20 protein-coding genes are annotated in these 24,799 nt (G+C 63.6%); 7 read left to right on the plus strand and 13 right to left on the minus strand.

Annotated elements, in window-relative coordinates; all coding sequences use genetic code 11:
- Positions 1 to 8: 8 nt before the first annotated feature.
- The 5 genes from BN1119_RS08800 to BN1119_RS08820 all read right to left on the minus strand — a co-directional run bounded on the left by BN1119_RS08800 (position 9) and on the right by BN1119_RS08820 (position 7,093).
- The gene (locus BN1119_RS08800; RefSeq protein WP_041996746.1) at positions 9 to 470 is read right to left on the minus strand and encodes a tripartite tricarboxylate transporter TctB family protein; all 462 of its coding nucleotides are present in this window, start codon (positions 468 to 470) and stop codon (positions 9 to 11) included.
- A gap of 59 nt (positions 471 to 529) precedes the next feature.
- Positions 530 to 1,495, minus strand: a complete 966-nt coding sequence (locus tag BN1119_RS08805; protein WP_041996748.1) for a tripartite tricarboxylate transporter substrate binding protein — start codon at positions 1,493 to 1,495, stop codon at positions 530 to 532.
- Positions 1,496 to 1,768: 273 nt separating this feature from the next.
- The gene (gene pflB, locus BN1119_RS08810) at positions 1,769 to 4,051 is read right to left on the minus strand and encodes a formate C-acetyltransferase (RefSeq protein ID WP_041996750.1); all 2,283 of its coding nucleotides are present in this window, start codon (positions 4,049 to 4,051) and stop codon (positions 1,769 to 1,771) included.
- A 45-nt stretch (positions 4,052 to 4,096) separates the two neighbouring features.
- A complete protein-coding gene (focA, locus tag BN1119_RS08815; protein WP_041996752.1) occupies positions 4,097 to 4,945 on the minus strand; it encodes a formate transporter FocA in 849 nt (282 codons plus the stop codon).
- A gap of 555 nt (positions 4,946 to 5,500) precedes the next feature.
- Positions 5,501 to 7,093: an ABC-F family ATPase gene (locus BN1119_RS08820; RefSeq protein ID WP_041996754.1), complete on the minus strand. Its 1,593-nt coding sequence runs from the start codon at positions 7,091 to 7,093 to the stop codon at positions 5,501 to 5,503.
- Positions 7,094 to 7,330: 237 nt separating this feature from the next.
- Here BN1119_RS08820 and BN1119_RS08825 point away from each other — a divergent pair, with 237 nt between their 5' ends.
- The 5 genes from BN1119_RS08825 to BN1119_RS08845 all read left to right on the plus strand — a co-directional run bounded on the left by BN1119_RS08825 (position 7,331) and on the right by BN1119_RS08845 (position 12,712).
- The gene (locus BN1119_RS08825; RefSeq protein WP_041996756.1) at positions 7,331 to 7,597 is read left to right on the plus strand and encodes a DUF4212 domain-containing protein; all 267 of its coding nucleotides are present in this window, start codon (positions 7,331 to 7,333) and stop codon (positions 7,595 to 7,597) included.
- 8 nt (positions 7,598 to 7,605) lie between these two features.
- Entirely contained in the window at positions 7,606 to 9,321 is a 1,716-nt protein-coding gene (locus BN1119_RS08830) for a sodium:solute symporter family protein (RefSeq protein ID WP_041996759.1), read from the plus strand.
- Between the two features lie 41 nt (positions 9,322 to 9,362).
- On the plus strand, positions 9,363 to 11,183 hold the full coding sequence (locus BN1119_RS08835; RefSeq protein ID WP_041996762.1) for a DUF294 nucleotidyltransferase-like domain-containing protein: 1,821 nt from the start codon (positions 9,363 to 9,365) through the stop codon (positions 11,181 to 11,183).
- A 44-nt stretch (positions 11,184 to 11,227) separates the two neighbouring features.
- Positions 11,228 to 11,809 carry a 3'-5' exonuclease gene (locus tag BN1119_RS08840; protein WP_041996765.1) on the plus strand — a complete coding sequence of 194 codons (582 nt, stop codon included), beginning with the start codon at positions 11,228 to 11,230 and terminating at the stop codon, positions 11,807 to 11,809.
- 69 nt (positions 11,810 to 11,878) lie between these two features.
- On the plus strand, positions 11,879 to 12,712 hold the full coding sequence (locus tag BN1119_RS08845; protein WP_167335465.1) for a crotonase/enoyl-CoA hydratase family protein: 834 nt from the start codon (positions 11,879 to 11,881) through the stop codon (positions 12,710 to 12,712).
- A 62-nt stretch (positions 12,713 to 12,774) separates the two neighbouring features.
- Here the strand turns inward: BN1119_RS08845 and BN1119_RS08850 are convergent, their stop codons facing one another.
- Complete coding sequence (locus tag BN1119_RS08850; protein WP_041996768.1) at positions 12,775 to 14,274, minus strand: alanine/glycine:cation symporter family protein; 1,500 nt, start codon at positions 14,272 to 14,274, stop codon at positions 12,775 to 12,777.
- A gap of 268 nt (positions 14,275 to 14,542) precedes the next feature.
- On the opposite strand from BN1119_RS08850, the gene BN1119_RS08855 reads away from it, so the two are divergent.
- On the plus strand, positions 14,543 to 15,007 hold the full coding sequence (locus tag BN1119_RS08855) for a GNAT family N-acetyltransferase (protein ID WP_084205376.1): 465 nt from the start codon (positions 14,543 to 14,545) through the stop codon (positions 15,005 to 15,007).
- Positions 15,008 to 15,135: 128 nt separating this feature from the next.
- Positions 15,136 to 15,882: a M90 family metallopeptidase gene (locus BN1119_RS08860; protein WP_041996771.1), complete on the plus strand. Its 747-nt coding sequence runs from the start codon at positions 15,136 to 15,138 to the stop codon at positions 15,880 to 15,882.
- Between the two features lie 87 nt (positions 15,883 to 15,969).
- On the opposite strand, the gene BN1119_RS08865 is transcribed toward BN1119_RS08860, so the two are convergent.
- The 7 genes from BN1119_RS08865 to BN1119_RS08895 all read right to left on the minus strand — a co-directional run bounded on the left by BN1119_RS08865 (position 15,970) and on the right by BN1119_RS08895 (position 24,702).
- Positions 15,970 to 16,566: an acetate uptake transporter gene (locus BN1119_RS08865; RefSeq protein ID WP_041996773.1), complete on the minus strand. Its 597-nt coding sequence runs from the start codon at positions 16,564 to 16,566 to the stop codon at positions 15,970 to 15,972.
- 1,078 nt (positions 16,567 to 17,644) lie between these two features.
- A complete protein-coding gene (locus BN1119_RS08870; RefSeq protein WP_041996775.1) occupies positions 17,645 to 18,076 on the minus strand; it encodes a MerR family transcriptional regulator in 432 nt (143 codons plus the stop codon).
- Positions 18,066 to 19,025, minus strand: coding sequence for a hydroxymethylglutaryl-CoA lyase (locus BN1119_RS08875; RefSeq protein ID WP_041996777.1), 960 nt, complete (start codon positions 19,023 to 19,025; stop codon positions 18,066 to 18,068). Before BN1119_RS08875 ends, BN1119_RS08870 begins: the two co-directional genes overlap by 11 nt.
- A 22-nt stretch (positions 19,026 to 19,047) precedes the next feature.
- Complete coding sequence (locus BN1119_RS08880; RefSeq protein ID WP_041996780.1) at positions 19,048 to 21,030, minus strand: acetyl/propionyl/methylcrotonyl-CoA carboxylase subunit alpha; 1,983 nt, start codon at positions 21,028 to 21,030, stop codon at positions 19,048 to 19,050.
- On the minus strand, positions 21,027 to 21,875 hold the full coding sequence (locus BN1119_RS08885) for an enoyl-CoA hydratase-related protein (protein ID WP_041996783.1): 849 nt from the start codon (positions 21,873 to 21,875) through the stop codon (positions 21,027 to 21,029). The genes BN1119_RS08880 and BN1119_RS08885 overlap by 4 nt, the downstream gene beginning before the upstream one ends.
- A 9-nt stretch (positions 21,876 to 21,884) precedes the next feature.
- Positions 21,885 to 23,498 (minus strand): carboxyl transferase domain-containing protein, encoded by a 1,614-nt coding sequence (locus BN1119_RS08890; RefSeq protein ID WP_041996785.1) that lies wholly within the window; start codon positions 23,496 to 23,498, stop codon positions 21,885 to 21,887.
- A gap of 55 nt (positions 23,499 to 23,553) precedes the next feature.
- Positions 23,554 to 24,702 (minus strand): isovaleryl-CoA dehydrogenase, encoded by a 1,149-nt coding sequence (locus BN1119_RS08895; protein WP_041996789.1) that lies wholly within the window; start codon positions 24,700 to 24,702, stop codon positions 23,554 to 23,556.
- Positions 24,703 to 24,799 lie beyond the last annotated feature (97 nt).

Genomic DNA, 24,799 nt, shown 5'->3' on the forward strand with positions numbered 1-24,799 from the left:
GTGACTCCTTAAAACCCGAGCAGGGTGAACAGGCGACCCGGCTCCAGATAGACGTTGAGCCCCTTGGTGAGCAGGGCCCAGAAACCGAGGGAGAAGGGGACGCTGATCATCAGGCCGTAGCGCAGGCTGGGCTCACCCAGTACCCGTATGCCCACGGTCAGGAAGGCGATGGTGGAGAGCACGAAGCCAAACCAGGTCAGCCCCAGGCCATAGACCACCATGAGCCCGAGCAGGATGAAGACCCGGCGCCAGTCTCCCTCTTCCCGGCGCAAGGGTTCGCCCCCGGGAAAGATCACCAGCAGCAGGGAGAGCAGCACTCCGAGCCCGGCCAGGGCATAGGGCAAGGTGCTGGCGGTGAAGGGTTCATACTCGTCGCCGGGGTAGCCCGGGATCTCGGTGGCGTAGTAGCCATAGGCGAGAGAGAGCAGCAAAAACAGCAGGCCTCCCAGTCGCTCCTTGGTGATGTTCATGGGTCTTCTCTCCAACATGGACGGCGGGCCAGTGCCCGCCTGTTATGTGACAACGAGGATTACTTGATGAAGCCGAGCTCGCGCATCAGGCCGCCGATCTGCTGCTCCTGGCCATCGAGGAAGGCGGTGAACTCGGGGCCGGACTTGTAGAGGTTGGTCCAGCTGTTGCGGCTGCGGACCACTTCCCACTCCGGCTTGTCGTACATCTGCTTGAGCAGGGTGGCAAATTCGGCGGATTTCTCCGGACTGATGGTGGGGGAGGCGAAGTAGCCGCGCCAGTTGGCGAAGACGGTGGGGTTGTTCTGCTCGCTGAAGGTGGGGATCTGATCCGCCCCCGGCAGACGCTGGTCGGAGGTGACCCCGAGGATCCGCATCTGGCCGGACTTGACCGCTTCCATCGCCTCGCCAAAGCCGGTGGAGATGGCCTGGGTTTCACCCGCCAGCACGGCGGCCATGGCGCTGCCACCGGCATCGTAGGCGACGTAGCGCAGCTTGCTGGCGTCGGCGCCGGCATTCTTGAAGGTCAGGGCGGCGACCAGGTGATCCAGGCTGCCACGGGCAGAGCCCCCGGCGATCTTCACCTTGGCCGGGTTCTCCTCATAGGCGGCCAGCAACTGGGCCCAGTTCTGATAGGGGGAGTCTGCCTTGACCGCCAGCGCCTGGTAGTCGGCGATGATGGCGGCGACCGGGGTCAGGTCCCGGAAGGACTGGGGCAGCTCCTTGGAGAGGGATTTGACGATGATGGGGGTGGAGTTGACCATCAGGGTCTTGTCGGACTGGGCCGAGGTCTCGATGAGATGAGCGATGGCCTTGGCGCCGCCACCGGCGGACATGTTCTGGTAGGAGACGGTCTTGATCAGGCCGGACTTGGCCAGCACTTCACCTGTGCCGCGGGCCGTGGTATCCCAGCCGCCGCCGGCGCCGCCGGGGATCAGGAAGTGGACTTCGTCGATCTGGGCATGGGCGCCGAAGCTCAGTGCGAGCAGGCTACCGATCAGGGTGCGCTTGAAGGTTCCTTGCAACATGGTGCTCTCCTTGTGATTGTTGCAGGAAGGTTAATGCGAGGTGGCCAGCCGGAAAAGATTGTGACCGAAATGGTTATTTCGGCTGTTGTGGCCATTGTGTTCATTCTGTTCGCGCCTTTCCCTGGGGCGGGATTGCCACAAGACCGGGGAATGAGGGGACGTGTCGGGTCTGCGCCGGGCCCGGGAGGCAAAGGCGGGCGAGGTCTGGGGCGACAGGGGTGCAGATAAAAAAAACCGGCGCCTTGGCGCCGGTTTTGATTCACTGCGACTGGTTTACAGCGATGCGGTGAAGGTACGGGTGATGACGTCCTGCTGCTGCTCTTTGGTCAGCGAGTTGAAGCGAACGGCATAGCCGGATACGCGGATGGTCAACTGCGGATATTTCTCCGGGTTTTCCATGGCGTCCAACAGCATCTCGCGGTTCATCACGTTGACGTTCAGGTGCTGGCCACCCTCTACGTTGGCTTCGTGGTGGAAGTAACCGTCCATCAGGCCGGCCAGGTTGGCTTTCTGGGCTTCCATGTCTTTACCCAGGGCGTTCGGCACGATGGAGAAGGTATAGGAGATACCATCTTTGGCGTAGGCGAACGGCAGCTTGGCGACGGATGTCAGGGACGCAACGGCGCCCTTCTGGTCACGACCGTGCATCGGGTTGGCACCCGGGCCGAACGGCGCACCGGCACGACGGCCATCCGGGGTGTTGCCTGTCTTCTTGCCGTACACCACGTTGGAGGTGATGGTCAGCACGGACTGGGTCGCCACGGCGCCGCGGTAGGTATTGAGCTTCTGAATTTTCTTCATGAAGCGCTCGACCAGGTCGCAGGCGATGTCATCGACGCGGGCGTCGTTGTTGCCGAACTGCGGGTATTCCCCTTCGATTTCAAAATCGATGGCCACGCCATCTTCGTCACGTACCGGCTTGACCTTGGCGTACTTGATGGCAGACAGGGAGTCGGCCGCCACGGACAGACCGGCGATGCCGCAGGCCATGGTGCGATAGACGTCACGGTCGTGCAGCGCCATCAGGGAGGCTTCGTAGCTGTACTTGTCGTGCATGTAGTGGATGATGTTCAGGGCGGCGACGTACTGCTTGGCCAGCCAGTCCATGAAGTGATCCAGACGGTCCATGACGTTGTCATAGTCCAGGTACTCGCTGGTGATCATCTCGGTCTTGGGACCGACCTGGATCTTGAGCTTCTCGTCCATGCCGCCGTTGATGGCGTACAGCATGGTCTTGGCCAGGTTGGCACGGGCACCGAAGAACTGCATCTGCTTGCCCACGATCATCGGGGAGACACAGCAAGCGATGGCGTAGTCATCGTTGTTGAAGTCGGCACGCATCAGATCGTCGTTCTCGTACTGGACGGAAGAAGTCTCGATAGACACCTTGGCACAGTACTTCTTGAACGCCACCGGCAGCTTCTCGGACCAGAGGATGGTCAGGTTCGGCTCGGGGGAGGGGCCCATGGTGTAGAGGGTGTTCAGCATACGGAAGCTGTTCTTGGTGACCAGGGTGCGGCCATCCACGCCCATGCCGGCCAGGGTTTCGGTGGCCCACATGGGGTCGCCTGAGAACAGTGAATCGTATTCCGGGGTACGCAGGAAGCGCACCATGCGCAGCTTCATGACCATGTGGTCCATCAGCTCCTGGGCTTCCTGCTCGGTGATCAGGCCCTTTTGCAGGTCACGCTCGATGTAGATGTCCAGGAAGCTGGAGGTACGACCGAAGGACATGGCGGCACCGTTCTGGGACTTGACTGCCGCCAGGTAGGCGAAGTAGGTCCACTGCACGGCTTCCTTGGCGTTTTTGGCCGGTACCGAGATGTCGCAGCCATATTTGGCGGCCATCTCTTTCATCTGATCCAGGGCGCGGTATTGATCGGAGATCTCTTCACGCAGACGGATGGTGGCTTCCAGGTTGACGCCGTTTTCGAGATCGGCCTGCAGGGACTTGAACTGGGCCAGCTTGTCGGCCATCAGGAAGTCGATGCCGTACAGGGCCACGCGGCGGTAGTCACCTATGATGCGGCCACGGCCGTAGGCATCGGGCAGACCTGTGATGACACCGGATTTACGGCAGTTCAGTATGTCCTTGGTGTAGACATCGAACACGCCCTGGTTGTGGGTCTTGCGGTACTCGGTGAAGATCTTCTTGACCATGGGGTCCAGCTCGCGGCCGTACACCTTGCAAGAGGTCTCTACCATCTTGATACCGCCGTTGGCGATGATGGCGCGCTTGAGCGGCTTGTCGGTCTGCAGGCCGACGATCTGCTCCAGGCCCTGGTCGATATAACCGGCATCGTGAGCGGTAATGGTGGAGGGCAGGTCGGTATCAAAATCGACCGGCGCGTGGGTGCGGTTCTCGATCTTGATCCCTTCCATGACCTTGTCCCACAGCTTGGTGGTCGCGTCGGTCGCGCCAGCCAGGAAGGACTCGTCACCTTCATACGGGGTGTAGTTCTTCTGGATGAAGTCGCGGGTGTTGACAGAGGTCTGCCACTCACCGGCCGCGAAGCCTTCCCATGCTGCCTGGAACTGCTCGTTAAGTTCTGCCATTTTCATTACCTCACACGGTATTGATGTAGTACCCCGTCATCATCCTTAATGATGGCGACGGAAGATAAACCAGTAAGTCAGACCAACCATGACGCCGCCACCTATGATGTTGCCAATGGTCACGGGGATCAGGTTGTGAAAGACGAAGTTCGAAACGGTCAGGTCGGCAAACTGCGCCGGGCTCTGGCCGATGGCCTGCCAAAACTCCGGGCTTGCGACGCTGTGGATTGCGATGCCAACCGGGATCATAAACATGTTTGCGATGCTGTGCTCGAAGCCCGATGCCACGAACATGGCCACGGGGAGCAGCATCACCATCACCTTGTCGGTGGCACTGCGGGCGCCGAAGGACATCCAGACGGCGAGGCACACCATGAGGTTGCACAGGATGCCGAGGGCCAGGGCCTCGAAGAAGGTGTGATGCAGCTTGTGCTGGGCCACTTTCATGGCGTTCAGTCCCCATTGACCATCCGCCGCCGTGTACTCGGCCGACATGATGATGAGGGCGACTATGATGAGGCCGCCGATGAGGTTGCCGAAGTAGACCAGGCCCCAGTTCTTGAACAGCTGGCTCCAGCTGATGCGATTCGCCGCCTTGGCCACCAGGGTCAGGGTGGTGGAGGTGAACAGCTCGGCGCCGAGCAGGACACAGAGGATGAGGCCGAGGGAGAAGCACAGACCGCCGACCAGCTTGGCCATGCCCCAGGCCATGCCGTTCGAGCCGGTGGTGACTGTGATGTAGAAGACAAAGGCGATGGCGATGAAAGCGCCTGCTGTGATGGCCAGGGGGATGACCTTGTATGCGGGCTTGGTGGCCTTGGCATAGGTGATGTCTTCGGCCAGTGCGGCTATGGTTTCGGGCTTGAGACAGTCAAAGGGGGATTCTGCTTTCAATTGTCATTGTCCTGGGATTTTGCCTGTGGAAATCATAACAAAGGGGGTGATCCCCGAAATTGATGCCGATCAAGGTTGGCCGATTGCGAATGTAATTTTACTACAGTTTTATGGCCGCAATGGCGCCGCTCTCTCGGTGCTAGTTTCAACTGATATATAAATGATATTTTTATAACTAAATGATTCTGTTCAGGTTATCAAACTCCAGTCCGGCTGAGTCCTGATCGAACCTGGCCACACCCTCCGTCCGCGTCCCCTCCGAATGCCCTCCCTCCAAAGGGGTGATTTTTGTTGGTTATTATCATGACGGGAAGCGGCGCCACCAGTATAGCCGAGGTAAAGTCGGTTACATATGACAACTATCTGTCCGGATGCCCTGACACGGGGAGGAAAGGGGGTGAACTGCGTCTGGCGCGGGCAGGCCTGGATGAGGAGACCGGGAGTGAGGGCGGGGCCGAAGCAGGGAGGGCAGGAGGGGGCGAGCCTGTGTGGTGGCCATAAAAAAAACCGGCGCCTTGCGGGCGCCGGTGTTGCTGCGAAGGGAGCGGAAGCGGGTTACACCACGCCCTGGCTGCGCAGGTAATCCTCGTAGGTGCCGCCGAAGTCGCGGATGCCGTTCTCGGTCAGTTCCATGATGCGGGTCGCCAGGGAGGAGACGAACTCACGGTCGTGGGAGACGAAGATCAGGGTCCCCTTGTAGAGCTCCAGCGCCAGGTTCAAGGATTCGATGGATTCCATGTCCAGGTGGTTGGTCGGCTCATCCATGATCAGGATGTTGGGGCGCTGCATCATCAGCTTGCCGAACAGCATGCGACCCTGCTCGCCACCGGAGAGCACCTTGACCGGCTTCTTGATGTCGTCCTGGGAGAAGAGCAGACGACCCAGCACCGAGCGTACCGCCTGCTCGTCTTCGTTGGGCTGCTTCCACTGGGACATCCAGTCGAACACGTTGAGATCGGTGTCGAAATCGTCGGCGTGATCCTGGGCGTAGTAGCCGATCTGGGCGTTCTCGGACCACTTGATGGTGCCGCTGTCCGGCGCCAGCTCTCCCATAAGGGTCTTGATCAGGGTGGATTTACCTATGCCGTTGGTCCCCAGGATGGCGACCTTCTCGCCCACTTCCAGCATCATGTTGAGGCCCTTGAACAGCGGCTCCTCACCATACCCCTTGGACAGCCCTTCGATCTCCAGGATGTTGCGGTAGAGCTTTTTCTCCTGCTCGAAGCGGATGAAGGGGTTCTGACGGCTGGAGACCTTCACTTCCTCGATCTTGATCTTGTCGATCTGCTTGAGGCGGGAGGTGGCCTGGCTCGACTTGGAGGCGTTGGCACTGAAACGGGAGACGAAGGATTGCAGATCGGCGATCTGGGCCTTCTTCTTGGCGTTGTCGGCGATCAGACGCTCCCGGGCCTGGGTGGCGGCCGTCATGTACTCGTCGTAGTTGCCTGGGTAGACCCGCAGCTCGCCGTAGTCCAGATCCGCCATGTGGGTGCAGACGGAGTTCAGGAAGTGGCGGTCGTGAGAGATGATGATCATGGTGCTCTCGCGATCGTTGAGCACCTGCTCCAGCCAGCGGATGGTGTTGATGTCCAGGTTGTTGGTCGGTTCGTCCAGCAGCAGGATGTCGGGGTTGGAGAACAGCGCCTGTGCCAGCAGCACCCGCAGTTTCCAGCCCGGGGCCACTTCGCTCATGGGGCCGTTGTGCAATTCGATGGGGATGCCGGCACCCAGCAGCAGCTCGCCGGCGCGGGATTCGGCGGTATAGCCGTCATACTCGGCCACCAGGCCTTCCAGTTCGGCGGCCTTCATGTAGTCGTCGTCGGTCGCTTCCAGATTCGCATAGATGGCATCGCGCTCGGCGATGGCGGCCCACAGCTCGGTGTGACCCATCATGACCACGTCCAGCACGCGCATCTCTTCGTAGGCGAACTGATCCTGACGCAGCTTACCGATCCGCTCGTTGACGTCCAGGCTCACATTACCGCCAGTGGGCTCCAGATCGCCGCCGAGGATCTTCATGAAGGTGGACTTGCCACAGCCGTTTGCGCCGATGAGGCCGTAGCGGTTGCCGCCGCCAAACTTGACGCTGATGTTCTCAAACAACGGCTTGGCGCCGAACTGCATGGTGATGTTGTTGCTGCTTAACAAAGGATCTGTCCCGGGTTGTCTGCCAAATGGCGCGCATTATGGCACAAGCTCCCCGAAAGTTTTAGCGAGAAGTGTGATCCGGGTCGTCCGAGGGGGTGGTTCGGGGGGAAAGCGGGGGCGCGATGGCGGCCAAAACAGGCGTCATAAGAGCCTGTTAAGACTAAAGTCGTGATTTCCTAAAGACAAACAGCTGCTAGATTGAGCGTGAAACATTTCGTTAACAAATGGAGTTGGGAAATGGCATTTGAAAGTGAAGACAAGGCCAAGGCCTACTGGCGGGAGAATCTCTCCCTGATGCTCAAGTTGCTGCTGGTGTGGTTCGCCGTCTCCTATGGGGCTGGCATCATACTGGCCGACTGGCTCAATCAGTTTCATCTCTTTGGCTTCAAGCTGGGCTTCTGGTTTGCCCAGCAGGGGGCCATCTATGTGTTTGTCGTCCTGATCTTCGTTTACGTTCACCAGATGAACAAACTGGATCGCAAATATGATGTTCATGAAGACTGAGGTGTGAAATGGATTTACAGACACTGACATACATAGTGGTCGGCCTGACCTTCGCGCTCTACATCGGGATCGCTGTCTGGGCTCGCGCCGGATCAACCAAGGAGTTTTACGTGGCCGGTGGCGGGGTCCATCCCGTTGCCAATGGCATGGCGACGGCCGCTGACTGGATGTCGGCCGCCTCCTTCATCTCCATGGCCGGTCTCATCTCCTTCATGGGGTACGATGGTGCCGTCTACCTGCTGGGCTGGACCGGTGGCTATGTGCTGCTGGCGCTGTGCCTGGCCCCTTACCTGCGCAAGTTCGGCAAGTTCACCGTGCCCGATTTCATCGGGGATCGCTACTACTCCCAGACCGCCAGAACCGTTGCCGTGGTCTGCGCCATCCTGATCTCCTTCACCTATGTGGCGGGTCAGATGCGCGGGGTGGGGGTGGTCTTCTCCCGCTTCCTCGAGGTGGACATCACCACTGGGGTGGTCATCGGCATGGCGGTGGTCTTCTTCTACGCCGTACTCGGTGGCATGAAGGGGATCACCTATACCCAGGTGGCGCAATACTGCGTGCTGATCTTCGCCTACATGGTGCCGGCCTTCTTCATCTCCATCATGATGACGGGTCATATCCTGCCCCAGACCGGTTTCGGTGCCACCTTGGTGGATGGCTCCAACACCTATCTGCTCGACAAGCTGGACACCATTTCCCAGGATCTGGGCTTTGCCTCCTACACGGACGGGATCAAGTCCAAGATGGACGTGTTTGCCATCACCTGTGCCCTCATGGTCGGCACCGCCGGTCTGCCCCACGTGATAGTGCGTTTCTTCACCGTGCCCAAGGTGCGTGATGCCCGCATCTCCGCCGGCTGGGCGCTGCTGTTCATCTCCTTCCTCTATACCACGGCCCCTGCGGTTGCCGCCTTTGCCCGGGTCAACATGGTCGACACCATCAATGGTGCCGATGGCCAGGGTACCGAGTACGCCAATGCCCCCGCGTGGGTGCAGAACTGGGAGAAGACGGGCCTCATCTCCCATGAGGACAAGAACGGCGATGGCCGCATGTTCTACTCCAACGACGATCGCAACGAGATGAAGGTGGACCGCGACATCATAGTCCTGGCCAACCCCGAGATAGCCAAGCTGCCGAACTGGGTCATCGCCCTGGTGGCGGCCGGCGGCATCGCCGCGGCGCTCTCCACGGCGGCGGGCCTGTTGCTGGTCATCTCCACCTCCATCTCCCACGATCTGCTCAAGCGCAACCTGATGCCCAACATCACGGACAAGCAGGAGCTGCTCTATGCCCGTGGCGCCGCCGCCGTGGCCATACTGGTGGCCGGCTATCTGGGCATCAACCCGCCGGGCTTCGTGGCCGAGGTGGTGGCGTTTGCCTTCGGCCTGGCCGCGGCCAGCTTCTTCCCCGCCATCATCATGGGGATCTTCTACAAGAAGATGAACAAGGAGGGGGCCATCGCCGGCATGCTGGCGGGGATCGTCTTCACCATCGGCTACATCATCTACTTCAAGGGCATCTTCATCACGCCCATGGCCGCCAACGTGCCGGAAAACTGGCTGTTTGGCATCTCGCCGGAAGGGATAGGCACGGTCGGCATGGTGATCAACTTCGTGGTCTCCTACGTGGTGAGCCTGCTCACCAAGCCGGTGCCTGACGAGGTGCAGCACATAGTGGAGAGCATTCGCTTCCCGAAAGGGGCGGGTGAAGCCCACGAGCATTGATCCACTCAGGGAGGGGCCTGGCCCCTCCCGTCGGAGGCACCATGGCCCTGGTTGAGATAAGTGACTTTCTCGCCCGAACCACCCCCTTCCAGCAGTTGGGGAAAGAAGAGCAGACCGAGTTGGCGCGAGCCATCTCGGTTTATTATTTTCGGGCCCATGAGGTGGTCCCCGCCCCGGCCGGGCGCTTGATGATAGTGCGTACCGGCCTGTTTGCCCGCCACGACGGACAGACGCTGCTGGAGAAGCTGCAAGAGGGGGACTTTGATGGCTACCAGCCGCCCGAGGGGCGCAGCGACCGGCTGATCTGCGAGGAAGACGCCCTGGTCTACTGGCTCGATGGCGAGGCGTTTGGCCGCTGTCGGCAGCGCTGGCCCGTGCTAGACAACTTCTTCCTGCGCCTGGCGGCCCGCACCCTGCACCAGCAGACACTCCCCCCGACCGAGGGCTACTTCACCCTCAAGGTGCGGGATCTGGTGCAGGATCACAAGATAGTGACAGGTCCCCGGCAGACGGTGCAGGCCGCGGCGCAGCTGATGAGCGAGCGGCGCGTCTCCTCCCTGCTGGTGGAGGAGGAGGGGCGGCTGCTTGGCATCATCACGGACAGGGATCTGCGCAGCCGGGTGCTGGCGCTGGGATTGCCTGCGCAGACACCGGTGGCCCAGGCGATGACCCGGGATCCTATCACCATCGATCGGGAAGCCTATCTGTTCGAGGCCCTGCAGCAGATGGGGCGTCGGCGGGTGCATCATCTGCCGGTGATGGGGGAGGGGCGGGTGGTCGGCATGGTGACGGTCACGGATCTGGTGCGGGCCCAGCAGGAGCATCCCGTCTATCTCCTGACCGACATAGAGCGCCAGCCCGATCTCGAGGGTCTGGTGCGCTGCAGCCGGCAGATCCCCAGGCTGACCCGTATTCTGGGGCGCCAGGGGGTGCCGGCCCACGAGGCGGCTCACATCCTGGCCACGGTGACGGACGCCTTGACCGAGCGGTTGATCGCCCTGGCCCTCTCGGCCCTGGGGCCGGCTCCTTGCGAGTTCTGCTGGCTCGTGTTTGGCTCCTTCGCCCGCCGGGATCAGGGACTGAACGGAGATCAGGACAACGGCCTGCTGCTGGCCGAGCCCGCGGTGGGGGCGGTGGCCGAATACTTTGCCCGCCTGGCGCGCCTGGTGTGCGACGGCCTGGCCCGCTGCGGTCTGCCCTATTGCCCCGGCAACATCATGGCGACCAACCCGGAGCTGTGCCTGGACGAGGCCGCCTGGCTCGCCCGGTTTCGGGGCTGGTTCCAGACTCCGACCCCCCAGGCCCTGCTCAACGCCACCGTCTTCTTCGACGTGCGTCTGGTGGCGGGCAGCCAGGCACGCTTCGATGCCATGTTCGGCGCCATGGTGGCGCAGGCGGCGGCCCAGCCCCTCTTCCTGCTGCACCTGGCCCAGACGGCGTTGCAGCGGCGGGCGCCCCTTGGCCTGTTCAAGCATTTCATCCTGGAGCCGGACGGGCAGCAGCACAGGGGGCTGGATCTCAAGACCCGGGGGCTCAGCCTCATCACGGATCTGGTGCGGGTTTATGCCCTGGCCGCCGGGGTGACCGCCGTCGGAACCCGCCAGCGTCTGCGCGACCTCGAGGCGGCTGGCGCCATGGACAAGACGCTGTGCCGCAACCTGGGAGATGCCTTCGATCTGCTGGCCGAGCTGCGTTGGAAACTGCACCTCGAACAGCAGGAGGCGCAGGAGGCGGATCACCTCTCCAATCACCTGGATCCCGGTACCCTCTCTGGGTTGCAGCGCCATCAGCTCAAGGAGTGCTTCGCCGTGATCGAGGAGGGGCAAAGCCTGCTCTCTTACCGCTTCTGCCGCCAGCTATGAGCGCGACAACCTGGTTTGGCCGCTGGCCCCACCTCTGGAGAGCCATGAGATCGGGACAGACCCTGACCGAGCGCCGCTGTCTGGCCATCGATCTGGAGCTGACCGGCCTGGATCCCCGCCGGGATCACATCGTCAGCCTGGGATGGGTGCCCATCGAGGGGCGCGAGATCCGGCCTGCCCAGGCGCGCTACTTCCTGGTACGCCCCCCCGTCAGCGTGGGACAGAGCGCCATCTACCACGGGGTGCATGACAGGGACTTGCAGGAGGCTGAGTCCCTCGAAACCGCCCTGCGCGCCCTGATGGATGCGGCCCAGGGCTGCCTGCTGGTGGCCCATAACAGCGCCCTGGAGCGTCGCTTTCTCGGGGCCGCCTGTCGGCAGACCTTCGGTCATGAGCCGGGCTGGCCGTTTCTCGATACCCTGCGCCTCGAGCTGGCCCAGTTGCATCGGGCGGGGCGCACGGTCGGGGATGATGCCCTCACCCTGGCCCGCTGCCTGGCGCGCCACCACCTGCCCCCCCTCACCAGCCACCATGCCCTGGAAGATGCCTATGGCTGCGCCCTGCTGCTGCTGGCCCAGACCCGGCCAGAGACCCGGCTCGCCTCGCTGCTGCTGCAAGCCGGTTGAGGCGCTTGTGCTCCACCTCCTTCGCGCTTAGTCTAGTGGTTCGACCAGTTTCCACGACAAGGATGACCCATGGAAATGACAGCAAGGGCGCCCATATCGGGCCGGCCCAGGGTGAGCCTCACCTTCGATGAGGGCATCGCCGAGGTGGCGCTGACGCGCCCGGACAAGCTCAACGCCCTGGATCTGGCCATGTTCCGGGCGCTGGCGCAGACGCTGGAGCAGTTGCAGCAGACGCGCGGCTTGCGGGCGGTGATCCTGCGCGGCGAGGGGCGGGGCTTTTGCGCCGGGCTGGATGTGAAATCCATGCTGAAGCAGCCGGTGGCGGCCCTCGATATCCTCAAACGCGAGGCGGACGAGGCGACCAACCTGGCCCAGCGGGTGGCGTACGGCTGGCATCAGCTGCCGGTGCCGGTGATTGCGGTGACCCAGGGGGTCTGTTTCGGCGGCGGTCTGCAGATTGCGCTCGGGGCCGATTTTCGTTTCAGCACCCCGGATTGCCGCTTCTCTGTGATGGAGATCAAGTGGGGCATCATCCCCGACATGAGCGGCAGCGTCACCCTGCGCAACCTGATGGGGGTGGACAGCGCCATGGCGCTGGCCATGAGCGGCCGCGAGCTGGAGGCCACCGAGGCCAGGGCGCTCGGGCTGGTGAGCCGGGTGTGCGAGGATCCCCTGGCCGAGGCGCGCGCCTTTGCCCGCACTCTGATCACCAAGTCGCCGGATGCGCTGGCGGGGATCAAGCGACTCTACCATCAAGCCTGGGCCCGTAGCGACGAGGTGATGCTGAAGGAGGAGACCCGGCTGCAAAAGCAGATCCTGGGGCGCCCCAACCAGTGGCGGGCCACCCTCAACAGCCTGCTGCGCTGGCGGCTGCGGTTCGGGCCGCGTCGCAACGCCCTCTGAGCAGGAGCAGGAAAAGAAAATGGCAGCCGAGGCTGCCATTTTTGATGGTGGTGTACGTGTGCTTATTTGGCGATGGTATCGGGATCCGCCTCGAAGGGGTGACCCGTGTTCTCGCGCATCAGGTTCACTTCGGCACGGTTGTCGATCCAGTAGTCCGCGTTCTTGATCCCCAGTTTCTCCGGGTGGAACACGGGGTCAACCCCTTGTGCCAGCTGGGCCTCGTAGTCCTTGAGGCAGACGAAGGCGGTCTTTTGCAGCAGCAAGATGGCGACGATGTTGAGCCAGGCCATCAGACCGACGCCAATGTCACCCAGACCCCAGGCCAGATCGGCGGTCTTGACGGTACCGTACACTGTGGCGGCCATCAGGGCGATCTTCAGCAGGAAGGTGAGCCAGGGGCGGCGGATCTTGCGGTTGATGAAGGCGATGTTGGTTTCGGCAATGTAGTAGTAGGCGACGATGGTGGTAAAGGCGAAGAAGAACAGGGCGATGGCGACGAAGTAGTTGCCAAAGCCTGGCATCATGCTCTCCATGGCCGTCTGCACATAGCCAGGGCCTGCGGCAATGCCGGCGATGCCGGTGTAGATGGCGGCGCCATCCGGCCCTTGTACGTTGTACAGGCCGGTGATCAGCAGCATGAAGCCGGTGGCGGAGCAGACGAACAGGGTGTCGATGTAGACGGAGAACGCCTGCACCAGACCCTGCTTGGCCGGGTGGCTCACCGCCGCCGCGGAAGAGGCGTGGGGGCCGGTGCCCTGGGCCGCTTCGTTGGAGTAGACGCCGCGCTTGACGCCCCACATGATGGCCAGACCCAGAATGGCACCGAAACCGGCTTCCAGACCGAAGGCGCTCTTCCAGATCAGCAGAATGATGGAGGGCAGCTGGCCTATGTTGAGGGCGATGATGACGCAGGCGACGATGATGTAGCCCAGCGCCATGAAGGGCACCACGGTACTGGCGAAGTGAGCGATGCGCTTGACGCCGCCGAAGATGATGAAGCCCAGCAGCAGGGCCAGCACGGCCGCGGTGACGTTGGGGCTGATATCAAAGGCGGTCTGCAGGCTGGAACCGATGGAGTTTGCCTGTACCCCTGGCAGCAAGACGCCGCAGGCGAAGATGGTGGCGATGGCGAAGATCCAGGCGTACCAGCTCATGCCCAGGCCCTTCTCGATGTAGAAGGCGGGGCCGCCGCGATACTCACCGTTGATCTTCTCCTTGTAGACCTGACCCAGGGTGGATTCGACGAAGGCGGAGCTGGCGCCGAGGAAGGCCACCATCCACATCCAGAACAGGGCGCCCGGGCCACCGAAGGTGATGGCGGTGGCGACACCGGCGATGTTACCGGTACCGACCCGGCCCGCCAGGGTCATGGAGAGCGCCTGGAAGGAAGAGACCCCGGCGTCGTTGGATTTTCCCTTGAACATCAGGCGGATCATGCCTTTGAGGTGACGCAGTTGCAAAAAACGGCTGCGCAGGGAGAAGTAGAGGCCGACCCCCAGGCACAGATAGATGAGCGCAGGGCTCCAAATCACGCCATTGATGGCATTCACGATCTCGTTCATGTACAACAACTCCTTTGTTGTGGGTCTCATGGCGGGCTTTTGCCCACTCGATGCTTGTTATTTGGTCATTTCTGCTGTCGGCATTGGCCGAGGCGTCTAACATATCGACTTGTTTCGGCGCTTCCCAGTGAAATTTGCGATCATGTTGCCAATTTGTGAACTGGTAGTGGTGTCGGGCCTGATCACTGGGCTATACCGGTGGGGTTAACTGGGTTATTTTCTCCTGAAACAGTACCTTGGCAGTGATTAAGCAAATTTGGGGCCAACCATGAAAGAGCAGCAAGACGCGACTCGAGGGGCCGGACTGATCCGCACTGTGTGCGGTGAGGATGTCGAGGCGGTGGCCAGGTTGCTGGGGCAGCTTGGTTATGAGCAGGAGACCAGGCGACTGGCTGCGGCCCTGGCCGAGGACGAACCCGAACGCCGGGTGCTGGTGGCCGTGGAGAGGGACAGGGTGGTGGGCGTCCTGGTGCTCCACCTGTTGCGCCCGCTCCACCTGGCCAGCGGCTGGGGCCTCATCTCGGCCCTGGTGGTCGATGAGCAGGCGCGGGGCCTGGGGATCGGAGCCGCCTTGCTGGCGGCGGCCGAGGCGTTGGCCCGCTCGGCCGGCTGTGGTCAGATGGAGCTTTCCAGCAGCCTGCATCGGGAGCAGGCCCACCATTTTTATCTGGGTCAGGGCTATCTGGACAAACCCAGGCGTTTCGTCAAATCCCTGGTCGTCACGGCAACATGAAGAGGAGTCGAGCAGTGGGAGTTGCATCATGGTGGGCAGGGACCCGCGTCGGTCGCTGGCTAAGCCGGCGGTTGGCTGCACCGAGTCAGTGCAAATCCAGGGCGGATGCCCGCACATCGGGCACCGTGATGGGGGAGGAGTGGCGTGAGTCGCTCTCGGCCATTCCTATCTTGCAGGGACTGAGCGAGGGGGAGGGGGCACGGCTGGTGGCCCTGGCCGAACGACTGCTCGCCCGCAAGAGCTGGACCCTGATCGGGGTCGAGCTCAGCGAGCGGCAGCGCCGTATCCTCGCCCTGCAAGCTGCCCTGCCGGGGCTGGCCCTGGGCCTGGAGTGGTATCGCGGCTTTCACGAGATCATCATCATTCCCGAACCCGTCTCCCGCCGTCAGCAGGTGCAGGACGAGTTTGGTCTGGTCAGCGAGTTTGAAGAGGAGAACGCCGGGGAGGCCTGGCCCCAGGGACCTCTGGTGCTGGCCTGGAGCGAGTTGCAGCAAGACGGTGACTGGGATGGCTACAACCTGATCATTCACGAGCTGGCCCACAAGCTCGACATGCTGGGAGGGGAGGCCGACGGGGCGCCGCCGCTCCCAAGCGGCATGGATCAGCGGCAATGGACCCGGGCGCTGCAGTGCGCGTTCGACGAGATGAACGACCAGCTGACCAGGGGGGAGGTGACGCAGATAGACCCTTATGCTGCCTCCCATCCCGCCGAGTTCTTCGCGGTGTGCAGCGAGAGCTTCTTCACCGATCCCCTGCGCCTTCGCGCCGTCTATCCTGCCGTTTACCAGCAGCTCGCCCGCTTCTACGGCCAGGAGCCCGCCACTCGCTTCCCGGCCACCCGATGGCTGGCGGGGGATCCCGAGGGCACTGGCTGACAGAGCGCTGGCCTGGGCGGCACAAAAACAAAAAGGCACCCGAGGGTGCCTTTTTCACATCAGACTGTCTGGCTTGAGCGGTGCAGCTTACGCGGCAGCCTTGAGCTGGGCGGTAGCGGCTTTCTTCTGCTCGCCGATGGGAAGCACGGTGCGACCGAACTGCTCGTTGATCACGGTAGCCATGGCCAGGTAGATGGCGCTGGCGCCACAGATGATCCCTTCGAAACCGGCGATGGTGCCGATCAGGGTGCTGCCGGTGAAGTCACGGGCGGCCAGCAGGAAGAAGAGCACGGTCAGGGAGGCGAACACGAACTGCTTCACGCGGGGGAAGTTGACGGTCCCGATCAGCATGAACAGGGTGAACATGCCCCACATCAGCAGATACCAGCCCATGTAGGCGTGGGGCGTGGCGTCGGCCAGACCCATGGTCGGCATGACCAGCAGGAACACCAGGCTCCACCAGAAGGTGCCGTAGGAGATGAAGGCGGTGACACCGAAGGTGTTGCCACGCTTGTACTCCATGATGCCGGCGATGATCTGGGCCAGACCGCCATAGCACAGACCCATGGCCAGGATCATGGCGCTGATGGGGAAGAAACCTGCGTTATGGATGTTCAGCAGAATGGTGGTCATACCGAAACCCATCAGACCCAGAGGGGCAGGGTTGGCCAATTTTTCGCTCACTTGGTGTTCTCCAAAAGATAGAGGTGGGGGGTTGATCAAAGGACGCGGGATTTTAGGCAGGGCCCCACGCCCTCGCAAGGGGGGAGGGGGGATTAATGATAAAAAAACTGCAACTCGGACCAGAATGGCAAGAAGTCGTGGAAAACTGGTAGTTATCTGGTAAATGAAAAGCGTTTTTTAGGTTATTTTTTTGTGTTCGTCCGCAACGGGAAAGCCATGCCCAGGCACGCCCCTGGCCTGTTTCGTTCCGGGTATGGCTCGTCTGGCCCCTTGTCTTGTCCTCAGCATACCGTCAGCCGCGCAGAAGCGTGCAGATCAGCCTCGCCAGCAGGCGGTTCAGACCCTTGCCCGGCGATGAGTTGCCAGGGGAAATCGGGATAAAGGGCCCTTTCACTCTCCCTTGGTGGTGAATGCCTAGAGAACCAGAGCCCGGGGCCCGGCTCTGCACAGCCGTGCCCTTGGGATTCCTGCATGTTTTTCAATCAGATATGCCATCAAACTAGAGGCGTTAAAAACCACAATGCGCTGCCGCCAGCCCCGGGGAAGGAACCCGCCATCAGCATGAAAGAGGCCTGGACCAGAGGACACCTCAGCCAGCAATAGGCCAGTGGGCTCCGTCGTCAGAGTGGGGGAGAGGGCCTGGGGTCATATCATCTGCGCCAGCAATGTACGTCAGCAGCAGGGGTGATGGGGCAGAGAGGGCGGCGCCGGGGGAGCGCGACGGGGCGCTGTATTCTGGGCCATCCAGTGCGAAGGTGTCGCCAGTCGCCAGGGTGCGGGAAAATTGGCGCCATGACGAGGGGGCGGCGCCGGGCACGAGGAAAAGCGTGGCTGATGACATTGAGCTGCTTGCCCCGAGCAATGGACCCTAGATCCAATGGGGGATAGGGAGGCATAGGCTAGTGTGCGGCACCGAAGCCATCCCGTCAGCGCCAGGGGCGCATTGCCAGCCGCCGAGGGAAAGGCAGGATGCAATGACAGGGCCGCCAGGAGCGTTGCATCATAGCTTCAACGACAGGGATCACCGCCAGTCGCCAGGGGGAAGTAAAAGCCATGGCCTGCCCTGTCCCCGGGGCGGTCAAGAGGTCTGGCTGCGGGGCTGGCCGTCCCGAGCCGCCAGCAGATCCAGGGCGCCGCTGCAGCGGCGCTCCGCCGCCTCCAGCTCGGCCAGCACCATCTGGATATCTTCTTGCTGCTGGCGCAGGGCCTCGCGCTTGGCCTCTATCAACTGCACCATGGAGAGCAGCTGGGTACGGCTGGAGCGGTCGGTGTCATACATGTCAAACAGCTCGCGGATCTCCGCCAGGCTGAAGCCGAGCCGCTTGCCGCGCAGGGTAAGTTTCAGCCGGATCTTGTCCTTGTGGCTGTAGATGCGGTTCTGGCCCTCCCGGGTCGGCGAGATGAGCCCCTCGTCCTCGTAGTAGCGGATGGTGCGGGCCGTGATATCAAACTCCTGGGCCAGCTCGGAGATGCTGTAGGTGACCTCCTTGCCTGCGTGATCATGTGGCATGGCAGTTCCCCTCCTGGGTGTCCACGGTATGACCCGTTCTTCGGGCGGACAGGGCCCGCCCTACCCGGGAGCCGTTGGGACGGCCGAGCTGCTCGCTCACCCACTGGCCGGTGGCGGCCAGGGCGTCCAGCTTGACCCCGGTGCTCATGCCAAGGCCCTGTAGCAGATAGACCACCTCCTCCGAGGCGACGTTGCCCGAGGCCCCGGGGGCATAGGGGCAGCCGCCTAGCCCGGCCACCGAGCTGTCTATGGTGCGGATGCCCCGCTCCAGGGCGGGGATCAGGTTGGTCAGGGCCTGGCCATAGGTGTCATGAAAATGCACCGCGAGGCGCCCAGCCGGGATCTCCCTCAGCACCGCATCGAGCATGGGGACTACGGTGCCCAGGGTACCGACCCCAGTGGTGTCCCCGAGGGAGATCTCGTGGCAGCCCAGATCCAGCAGGCGTTCGGCCACGGCGGCCACCCGCTTGGGGGAGGTGGGTCCGTCGAACGGGCAGGCGATGACGGTGGAAAGATAGCCGCGCACCTTGATGCCGAGGTGACGGGCCTCTGCCACCAGGGGGGCGAAGCGTACCAGTGACTCCTCCACGCCGATGCCGATGTTGGCGCGGGTGAAGCCGTCGGAGCAGGCGGTGAAGAGGCCAATCTCGTCGACTCTGGCCTGGATCGCCGCCTGCAGACCTTGCAGGTTGGGCACCAGGGCGCCATAACGGACCGGGCCTTGGCGGGGCAGCATGGCCAGCAGTTCGGCGGAGTCCGCCATCTGTGGCACTCGCCTGGGGGAGACGAAGGCCCCTACCTCGATCCGCTGCAGGCCGCTGGCCGCGAGCCGGGTGATCAGCTCTCGCTTCTGGGGCAGGGTGAGGCGGACGGCCTCGTTCTGCAGGCCGTCCCTCGGTCCCATCTCGACCAGGCTGACCCTGTCATCGCCCTCAATGATGTGCGTCATCTTGCCTCCTCATGGTGACTCTTCATGCGCTCTCCTGCTCTGTGGCTGCTGGCTCGGCGCCCTCCCGGGCCGCGTCTTGAAAGCGCACCAGGGAGGCGCCCTGACTGATCTGCTGCCCCACCTGGCAGAGCAGCTCGGCGATCACCCCATCCTGCTCGGCGCGCACCTGATGTTCCATCTTCATGGCCTCCATCACCAGCAGGGGTTGCCCCCGGCTGACGGATTGCCCGGCCTCGACCAGCAGGGCCACTACCAGGCCATGCATGGGGGCGCTCGCCCCCTGGGAACCCGGGGCCTGGTGATCATCATGGTGCTGATGGCGGTGATCATCGGTTGCGAAGGGAATGCGGCGGCCCTCGAGTTGCAGCACCCAGGCCCCGTCTGCCGCCGGTGTGACGGGGCAGCGTAGCCAGCGGCCCGATCGCAGCAGGCGGAGATGATCCGCGTGCAGCTCATAGGGATACTCTTGCCCTTGCCAGGTGAGCAGGCCCGTACGTCCGATCAGGGTCAGCACCCGGGCCTCCTCGCCGATCCGTACCGCCGCCGTCAGGCTGAGGTCCGGGCCGAGCCGAAAACCGGGGGCCTGCTGCCAGGGGGAGGGGCCGGTGCGACTGGCGAGCCAGAGGGTGGCGAGCGGCCAGGCGAGGTCCGGTATGGCCAGGGGCTCGGTCGGAATGGGCCACTGGGTGTGGTGCGCCATGGCCAGCACGTCCGGCTCCTGGCACAGGCGCAGCAAGAGCGGGCCATTGTGCACCAGGGGACCGAGGCTCAGGGCCGCCAGGGCATCGGCCAGTCTGGCGAAGGCCTCGGCGCGGCTCTGGCCGTGGGCGATCAGCTTGGCGATCATGGGATCGTAATAGGGGCTCACCGCGTCACCGGCGCTCACACCGGTATCGATGCGCACCCCCTGTGGCCAGTGGAGCCAATGGATGGGGCCGCTCGCTGGCAAGAAACCGGCCTCTACGTCCTCGGCGTAGAGGCGCGCCTCCACCCCATGGCCGCGCAGCACCACCTCCTCCTGGGTGAGGGGCAGCGGTTGGCCCTCGGCGACCGCCAGCTGCCAGGCCACCAGATCCTGGCCGGTGACGGCCTCGGTGACCGGGTGCTCCACCTGCAGCCGGGTGTTCATCTCCATGAAGAAGAACTCGTCCCCGCACAGCAGAAACTCGATGGTGCCGGCCCCCACATAGTCGATGGCCCGGGCGGCGGCCACGGCGGCCTCGCCCATGGCGCGGCGAAGTGCCGGGGCTATGTCGGGGGCGGGGGCCTCTTCGATCACCTTCTGGTGGCGGCGCTGCAAGGAGCAGTCCCTGTCCCCCAGATAGATGGCATGGCCCAGGGTATCGGCGAAGATCTGCACCTCCACGTGGCGGGCGCGGGGGAGATAGCGCTCCAGCAGCACGTTGTCATCCCCGAAGGCGGCGCTGGCCTCCCGCTTGACCGCCGCCAGCGCCGCGTCAAATTCGCCAATCTGCTCGACCCGGCGCATCCCCTTGCCGCCGCCACCGCTGGCGGCCTTGATGAGCAGCGGAAAGCCCACCAGGCTCGCCTGATGGCGCAACGTGTCGGGACGCTGATCCGCGCCGTGATAGCCGGGCAGTACCGGCACCCCGGCCGCCTCCATCAGCGTCTTGGCGCCAGACTTGTCCCCCATGGCGAGGATGGCGGCGCCGCTCGGGCCGATGAAGCGCAATCCCTGTCCGGCGCAGGCGTTGGCAAAGTCGCTGTTTTCCGACAGAAAACCGTAGCCGGGGTGGATGGCATCGGCGTTGGTCTGCTGGGCGATGCGCAGCACCTTGTCGGTGTCGAGGTAGCTCTCCCGGGCCGGGGCGGGCCCCAGATGCCAGGCCTCGTCGGCTTGCCGCACATGCATGGCGCTGGCGTCGGCGTCCGAGTAGAGGGCGATGGTGTGAATGCCGAGGCGGCGCGCGGTCTGGATGATGCGCACGGCAATTTCGCCTCTATTGGCAATCAGCAGGCGCTTGATGGGCTGGTATTGAGTCATGTCTCATCCTTGAAACGGGGGCGCCAGCTGGGGGGGCGCTTGTCGAAGAAGGCCTGGATCCCCTCCTGGGCCTCGAGGCCGACCCGCACCCGGGCGATGGTCTCGACGGTTCTCTCTTCGTGCTGATGGCCGGGCTGGTGTTCGATGGCGGCCAGCAGCCGCTTGGTCTCCTTCATCGCCTGTGGGCCGTTGCGGCAAAGACGCATGCCGAGGGCCCGTCCCTCAGAGAGCAGCGTCTCAGGCGCACAGAGCCGGTGCGCCACGTTGAGGCGGCAGGCGGTGATGGCATCGAAGGGCTCGGCGCTCAGCATGTAGCGGCGGGCCTGGCGCATCCCCATGGCGCGCACCACATAGGGGCTGATCACCGCAGGCACCAGCCCCAGGGTCACCTCGGAGAGGCAGAAGCGGGCGTCCTCGCTGGCCAGCACTATGTCACAGGCACAGAGCAGACCCAGCGCTCCGCCATAGGCTGCCCCCTGCACCAGGGCCACGGTGGGGAAGGGCAGCTCGTCCAGGGCTTGCATCAGGTGCGCCAGCACCCGGGCATCCTCGCGATTCTTGTCGAAGGCTGCGGGGTCGAACTCCCCCTCGGCCATCTTGCGCATCCAGTTGAGATCGGCGCCGGCGCAAAAGTGCCTGCCCTCGGCCCGCAGCAGCAGGGCATGGGGGCGGTCGGCCTCGGGCTGGCCGTGGGCCAGCTCCCTCAGGCAATCGAGCAAGCCCTGCATCAGCGCGGCGTCCAGCGCGTTGTGGCGGGCGGGGCGCGCCAGCACCAGCTCAACCAGCGGACCGTGGCGCTCAAGGCGACAACCGGCCAGGGGGTCATTGCACAGTGGGTCGGACATGTTAACTCCTTACATCCGGAAGATGCCGTACTGTTCCGGGCCTGTCTCGGCCCCCTGGCAGGCGGCCAGGGCCAGGGCCAGCACGGTGCGGCTCTGGGCGGGATCGATGACGCCGTCATCCCAGAGCCTGGCGCTGGCGTAGTAGGGGTGGCCCTGGCGCTCGTACTGCGCGATGACGGGGGCGCGCATGGCGTCCGCCTCCTGCTCGCTCAGGGATTTGCCCTCGGCCGCCAGCTTGTCCCGCCGTACCTGTACCAGCACGTTGGCGGCCTGCTCGCCCCCCATGACGGAGATGCGGCTGCCCGGCCAACTGAACAGAAAATCGGGCTCATAGGCGCGGCCGCACATGCCGTAGTTGCCGGCGCCAAAGCTGCCGCCGACGATCAGGGTGATCTTGGGCACCCGGCTGCAGGCGACGGCGGTGACCAGCTTGGCGCCATGCTTGGCGATCCCCTCCTTTTCCGCCTGGCTGCCCACCATAAAGCCGGTGATGTTCTGCAAAAACAGCAGGGGAATGGCGCGCTTGTTGCACAGCTGGATGAAGTGGGCCCCCTTCTGGGCGCTGTCGCTGTGGAGCACGCCGTTGTTGGCGAGGATCCCCACCGGCATGCCCTGGATGCGGGCAAACCCGGTGACGAGCGTGGTGCCGAACAGGGCCTTGAACTCGTCCAGCACAGAGCCATCCACCAGGCGGGCGATGAGCTCCCGGGCGTCATAGGCGCGCTTGAGGCTGGTACCCACCAGGCCGTAGAGCTCCTCTATGGGGTAGAGGGGCTCGTCGTAGCCTGGGTTGCGGGGCGCGAACTCCGAAGCCGTGTTTTCCCCCAGATTGCTCACCAGGGTGCGGGCGATGGCCAGGGCATGGGCATCGTCCTCGGCCAGGTGGTCCGCCACCCCGGAGTGGGCGCAGTGCACCAGGGCGCCCCCCAGAGCCTCGGCGCTGATCTCCTCGCCGGTGGCGGCCTTGACCAGGGGCGGGCCCGCCAGAAAAATGGTGGCCTGTTCCCTGACCATGATGGATTCATCCGCCATGGCGGGCACATAGGCGCCCCCTGCGGTGCACAGCCCCATCACCACGGCGAGCTGGGGGATGTTCTGGGCCGACATGCGGGCCTGGTTGTAGAAGATGCGGCCAAAATGGTCCCGATCGGGGAACACCTCGTCCTGCATGGGCAAGAAGGCGCCGCCGGAATCCACCAGATAGAGGCAGGGGAGGCGCAGCCGCTCGGCGATGGCCTGGGCGCGCAGGTGCTTTTTCACCGTGAGCGGGTAGTAGGTGCCCCCCTTGACGGTGGCGTCGTTCACCACCAGCAGGCAGAGCCGACCCGCAATCTGGCCAAGCCCCGTGATGATGCCGGCGGCGGGCACGGGGTCGTCATAGACCTGCCAGGCGGCCAGGGCCGAGAGCTCGAGGAAGGGGGAGCCGGGGTCCAGCAGCCGATTGATGCGCTCTCTGGGCAGCAGCTTGCCGCGCCCCTGATGGCGGGCATTGTTGGCCGCGCCCCCGCCCTGGGCTATCTCGGCGAGGCAGGCATCGAGATCGGCCACCAGGGCCTGCATGGCGGCCCGATTGGCGGCAAACTCGGCGCTGGTGGTATCCAGGCGGGAGTGGATCTGGCTCATGGGTTCTCCCCCATCTGGTTGTTGTTGCCGATGGCAGGTGACAAAGGGAGCAACATCATGGGTTATCTCCCATCAGCTCGCGGCCGATGAGCCAGCGGCGGATCTCCGAGGTGCCTGCTCCTATCTCGTAGAGCTTGGCGTCCCGCAGCAGGCGGCCCGTGGGGTATTCGTTGATATAGCCGTTGCCGCCGAGCAGCTGGATGGCATCGAGCGCCATCTGGGTGGCGTTCTCGGCGGCAAACAGGATGGCGGCGGCGCAATCCTTGCGGCTGGTGCGGCCCTTGTCGCAGGCGCTTGCCACCGAATAGACCAGGGCGCGGCTGCTGGCAAGGCGGGTATACATGTCGGCGAGCTTGCCCTGAACCAGCTGAAACTCGCCGATGGCCTGGCCGAACTGCTTGCGCTCGCGCACATAGGGGAGCACCACATCCATGCAGGCCTGCATGATGCCAAGGGGGCCGGCGGCCAGCACCACCCGCTCGTAGTCGAGGCCGCTCATCAGCACCCGGGCCCCGCCGTGCAGGGCGCCCAGCAGGTTCTCTGCTGGCACGGGGCAATCCTCGAACACCAGCTCGCAGGTGCTGGAGCCGCGCATGCCGAGCTTGTCGAGCTTCTGGGCGGTGGAAAACCCCGGGGTGCCCGCCTCGACGATGAAGGCGGAGATCCCCTTGGCCCCGGCAGCGGGATCCGTCTTGGCATAGATGACGAAGGTGTCCGCATCCGGCCCATTGGTGATCCACATCTTGTTGCCGTTCAGCACATAGTGATCCCCCTCGCGCACTGCGGTCAGCCGCATGCTGACCACGTCTGAGCCGGCCCCCGGCTCGCTCATGGCCAGCGCTCCCACCTGTTTGCCGCTCACCAGATCGGGCAGGTAACGAGTCTTCTGGGCGTCGGTGCCGTGGCGGTGGATCTGGTTGATGCAGAGGTTGGAGTGGGCGCCGTAGGAGAGGCCGACCGAGGCGCTGGCGCGGCTCACCTGCTCCATCACCAGCACGTGGGCGAGATAGCCCAAATCCACTCCGCCACAGGACTCCGCCACCGTGATGCCGTGCAGTCCCAGCTCACCCATTTGGGGCCAGAGATCCCGGGGGAAGCTGTTGCTCTGGTCAATCTCGGCGGCCCGCGGCGCGATCACTTTCTGGCAGAAGGCCTCGACCTGCTCGGTCAGGGCGCACAGGGTCTCGTCCATCACTGTGTGCATCCTTGCTCTCCTCGTTGAAGGGGGGGGGGGTCAATGGGCCCCGTATGGGTTCAGGCAGGGGCCAAACTGGTCAGTCCATCACTCGAATAAGTTTACG

Source organism: Aeromonas bivalvium (assembly GCF_000819765.1).
In the GTDB taxonomy this organism is placed as follows: Bacteria; Pseudomonadota; Gammaproteobacteria; order Enterobacterales; family Aeromonadaceae; genus Aeromonas; species Aeromonas bivalvium.

Excerpts from the sequence above, each read along its gene's own strand:
- BN1119_RS08800 (WP_041996746.1), bottom strand. The coding sequence starts at position 470 with ATGAACATCACCAAGGAGCGACTGGGAGGCCTGCTGTTTTTGCTGCTC.
- BN1119_RS08805 (WP_041996748.1), bottom strand. The coding sequence starts at position 1,495 with ATGTTGCAAGGAACCTTCAAGCGCACCCTGATCGGTAGCCTGCTCGCA.
- pflB (WP_041996750.1), bottom strand. The coding sequence starts at position 4,051 with ATGGCAGAACTTAACGAGCAGTTCCAGGCAGCATGGGAAGGCTTCGCG.
- BN1119_RS08825 (WP_041996756.1), top strand. The coding sequence starts at position 7,331 with ATGGCATTTGAAAGTGAAGACAAGGCCAAGGCCTACTGGCGGGAGAAT.
- BN1119_RS08830 (WP_041996759.1), top strand. The coding sequence starts at position 7,606 with ATGGATTTACAGACACTGACATACATAGTGGTCGGCCTGACCTTCGCG.
- BN1119_RS08835 (WP_041996762.1), top strand. The coding sequence starts at position 9,363 with ATGGCCCTGGTTGAGATAAGTGACTTTCTCGCCCGAACCACCCCCTTC.
- BN1119_RS08840 (WP_041996765.1), top strand. The coding sequence starts at position 11,228 with ATGAGATCGGGACAGACCCTGACCGAGCGCCGCTGTCTGGCCATCGAT.
- BN1119_RS08845 (WP_167335465.1), top strand. The coding sequence starts at position 11,879 with ATGGAAATGACAGCAAGGGCGCCCATATCGGGCCGGCCCAGGGTGAGC.
- BN1119_RS08850 (WP_041996768.1), bottom strand. The coding sequence starts at position 14,274 with ATGAACGAGATCGTGAATGCCATCAATGGCGTGATTTGGAGCCCTGCG.
- BN1119_RS08855 (WP_084205376.1), top strand. The coding sequence starts at position 14,543 with ATGAAAGAGCAGCAAGACGCGACTCGAGGGGCCGGACTGATCCGCACT.
- BN1119_RS08860 (WP_041996771.1), top strand. The coding sequence starts at position 15,136 with ATGGGGGAGGAGTGGCGTGAGTCGCTCTCGGCCATTCCTATCTTGCAG.
- BN1119_RS08870 (WP_041996775.1), bottom strand. The coding sequence starts at position 18,076 with ATGCCACATGATCACGCAGGCAAGGAGGTCACCTACAGCATCTCCGAG.
- BN1119_RS08875 (WP_041996777.1), bottom strand. The coding sequence starts at position 19,025 with ATGACGCACATCATTGAGGGCGATGACAGGGTCAGCCTGGTCGAGATG.
- BN1119_RS08880 (WP_041996780.1), bottom strand. The coding sequence starts at position 21,030 with ATGACTCAATACCAGCCCATCAAGCGCCTGCTGATTGCCAATAGAGGC.
- BN1119_RS08885 (WP_041996783.1), bottom strand. The coding sequence starts at position 21,875 with ATGTCCGACCCACTGTGCAATGACCCCCTGGCCGGTTGTCGCCTTGAG.
- BN1119_RS08890 (WP_041996785.1), bottom strand. The coding sequence starts at position 23,498 with ATGAGCCAGATCCACTCCCGCCTGGATACCACCAGCGCCGAGTTTGCC.
- BN1119_RS08895 (WP_041996789.1), bottom strand. The coding sequence starts at position 24,702 with ATGCACACAGTGATGGACGAGACCCTGTGCGCCCTGACCGAGCAGGTC.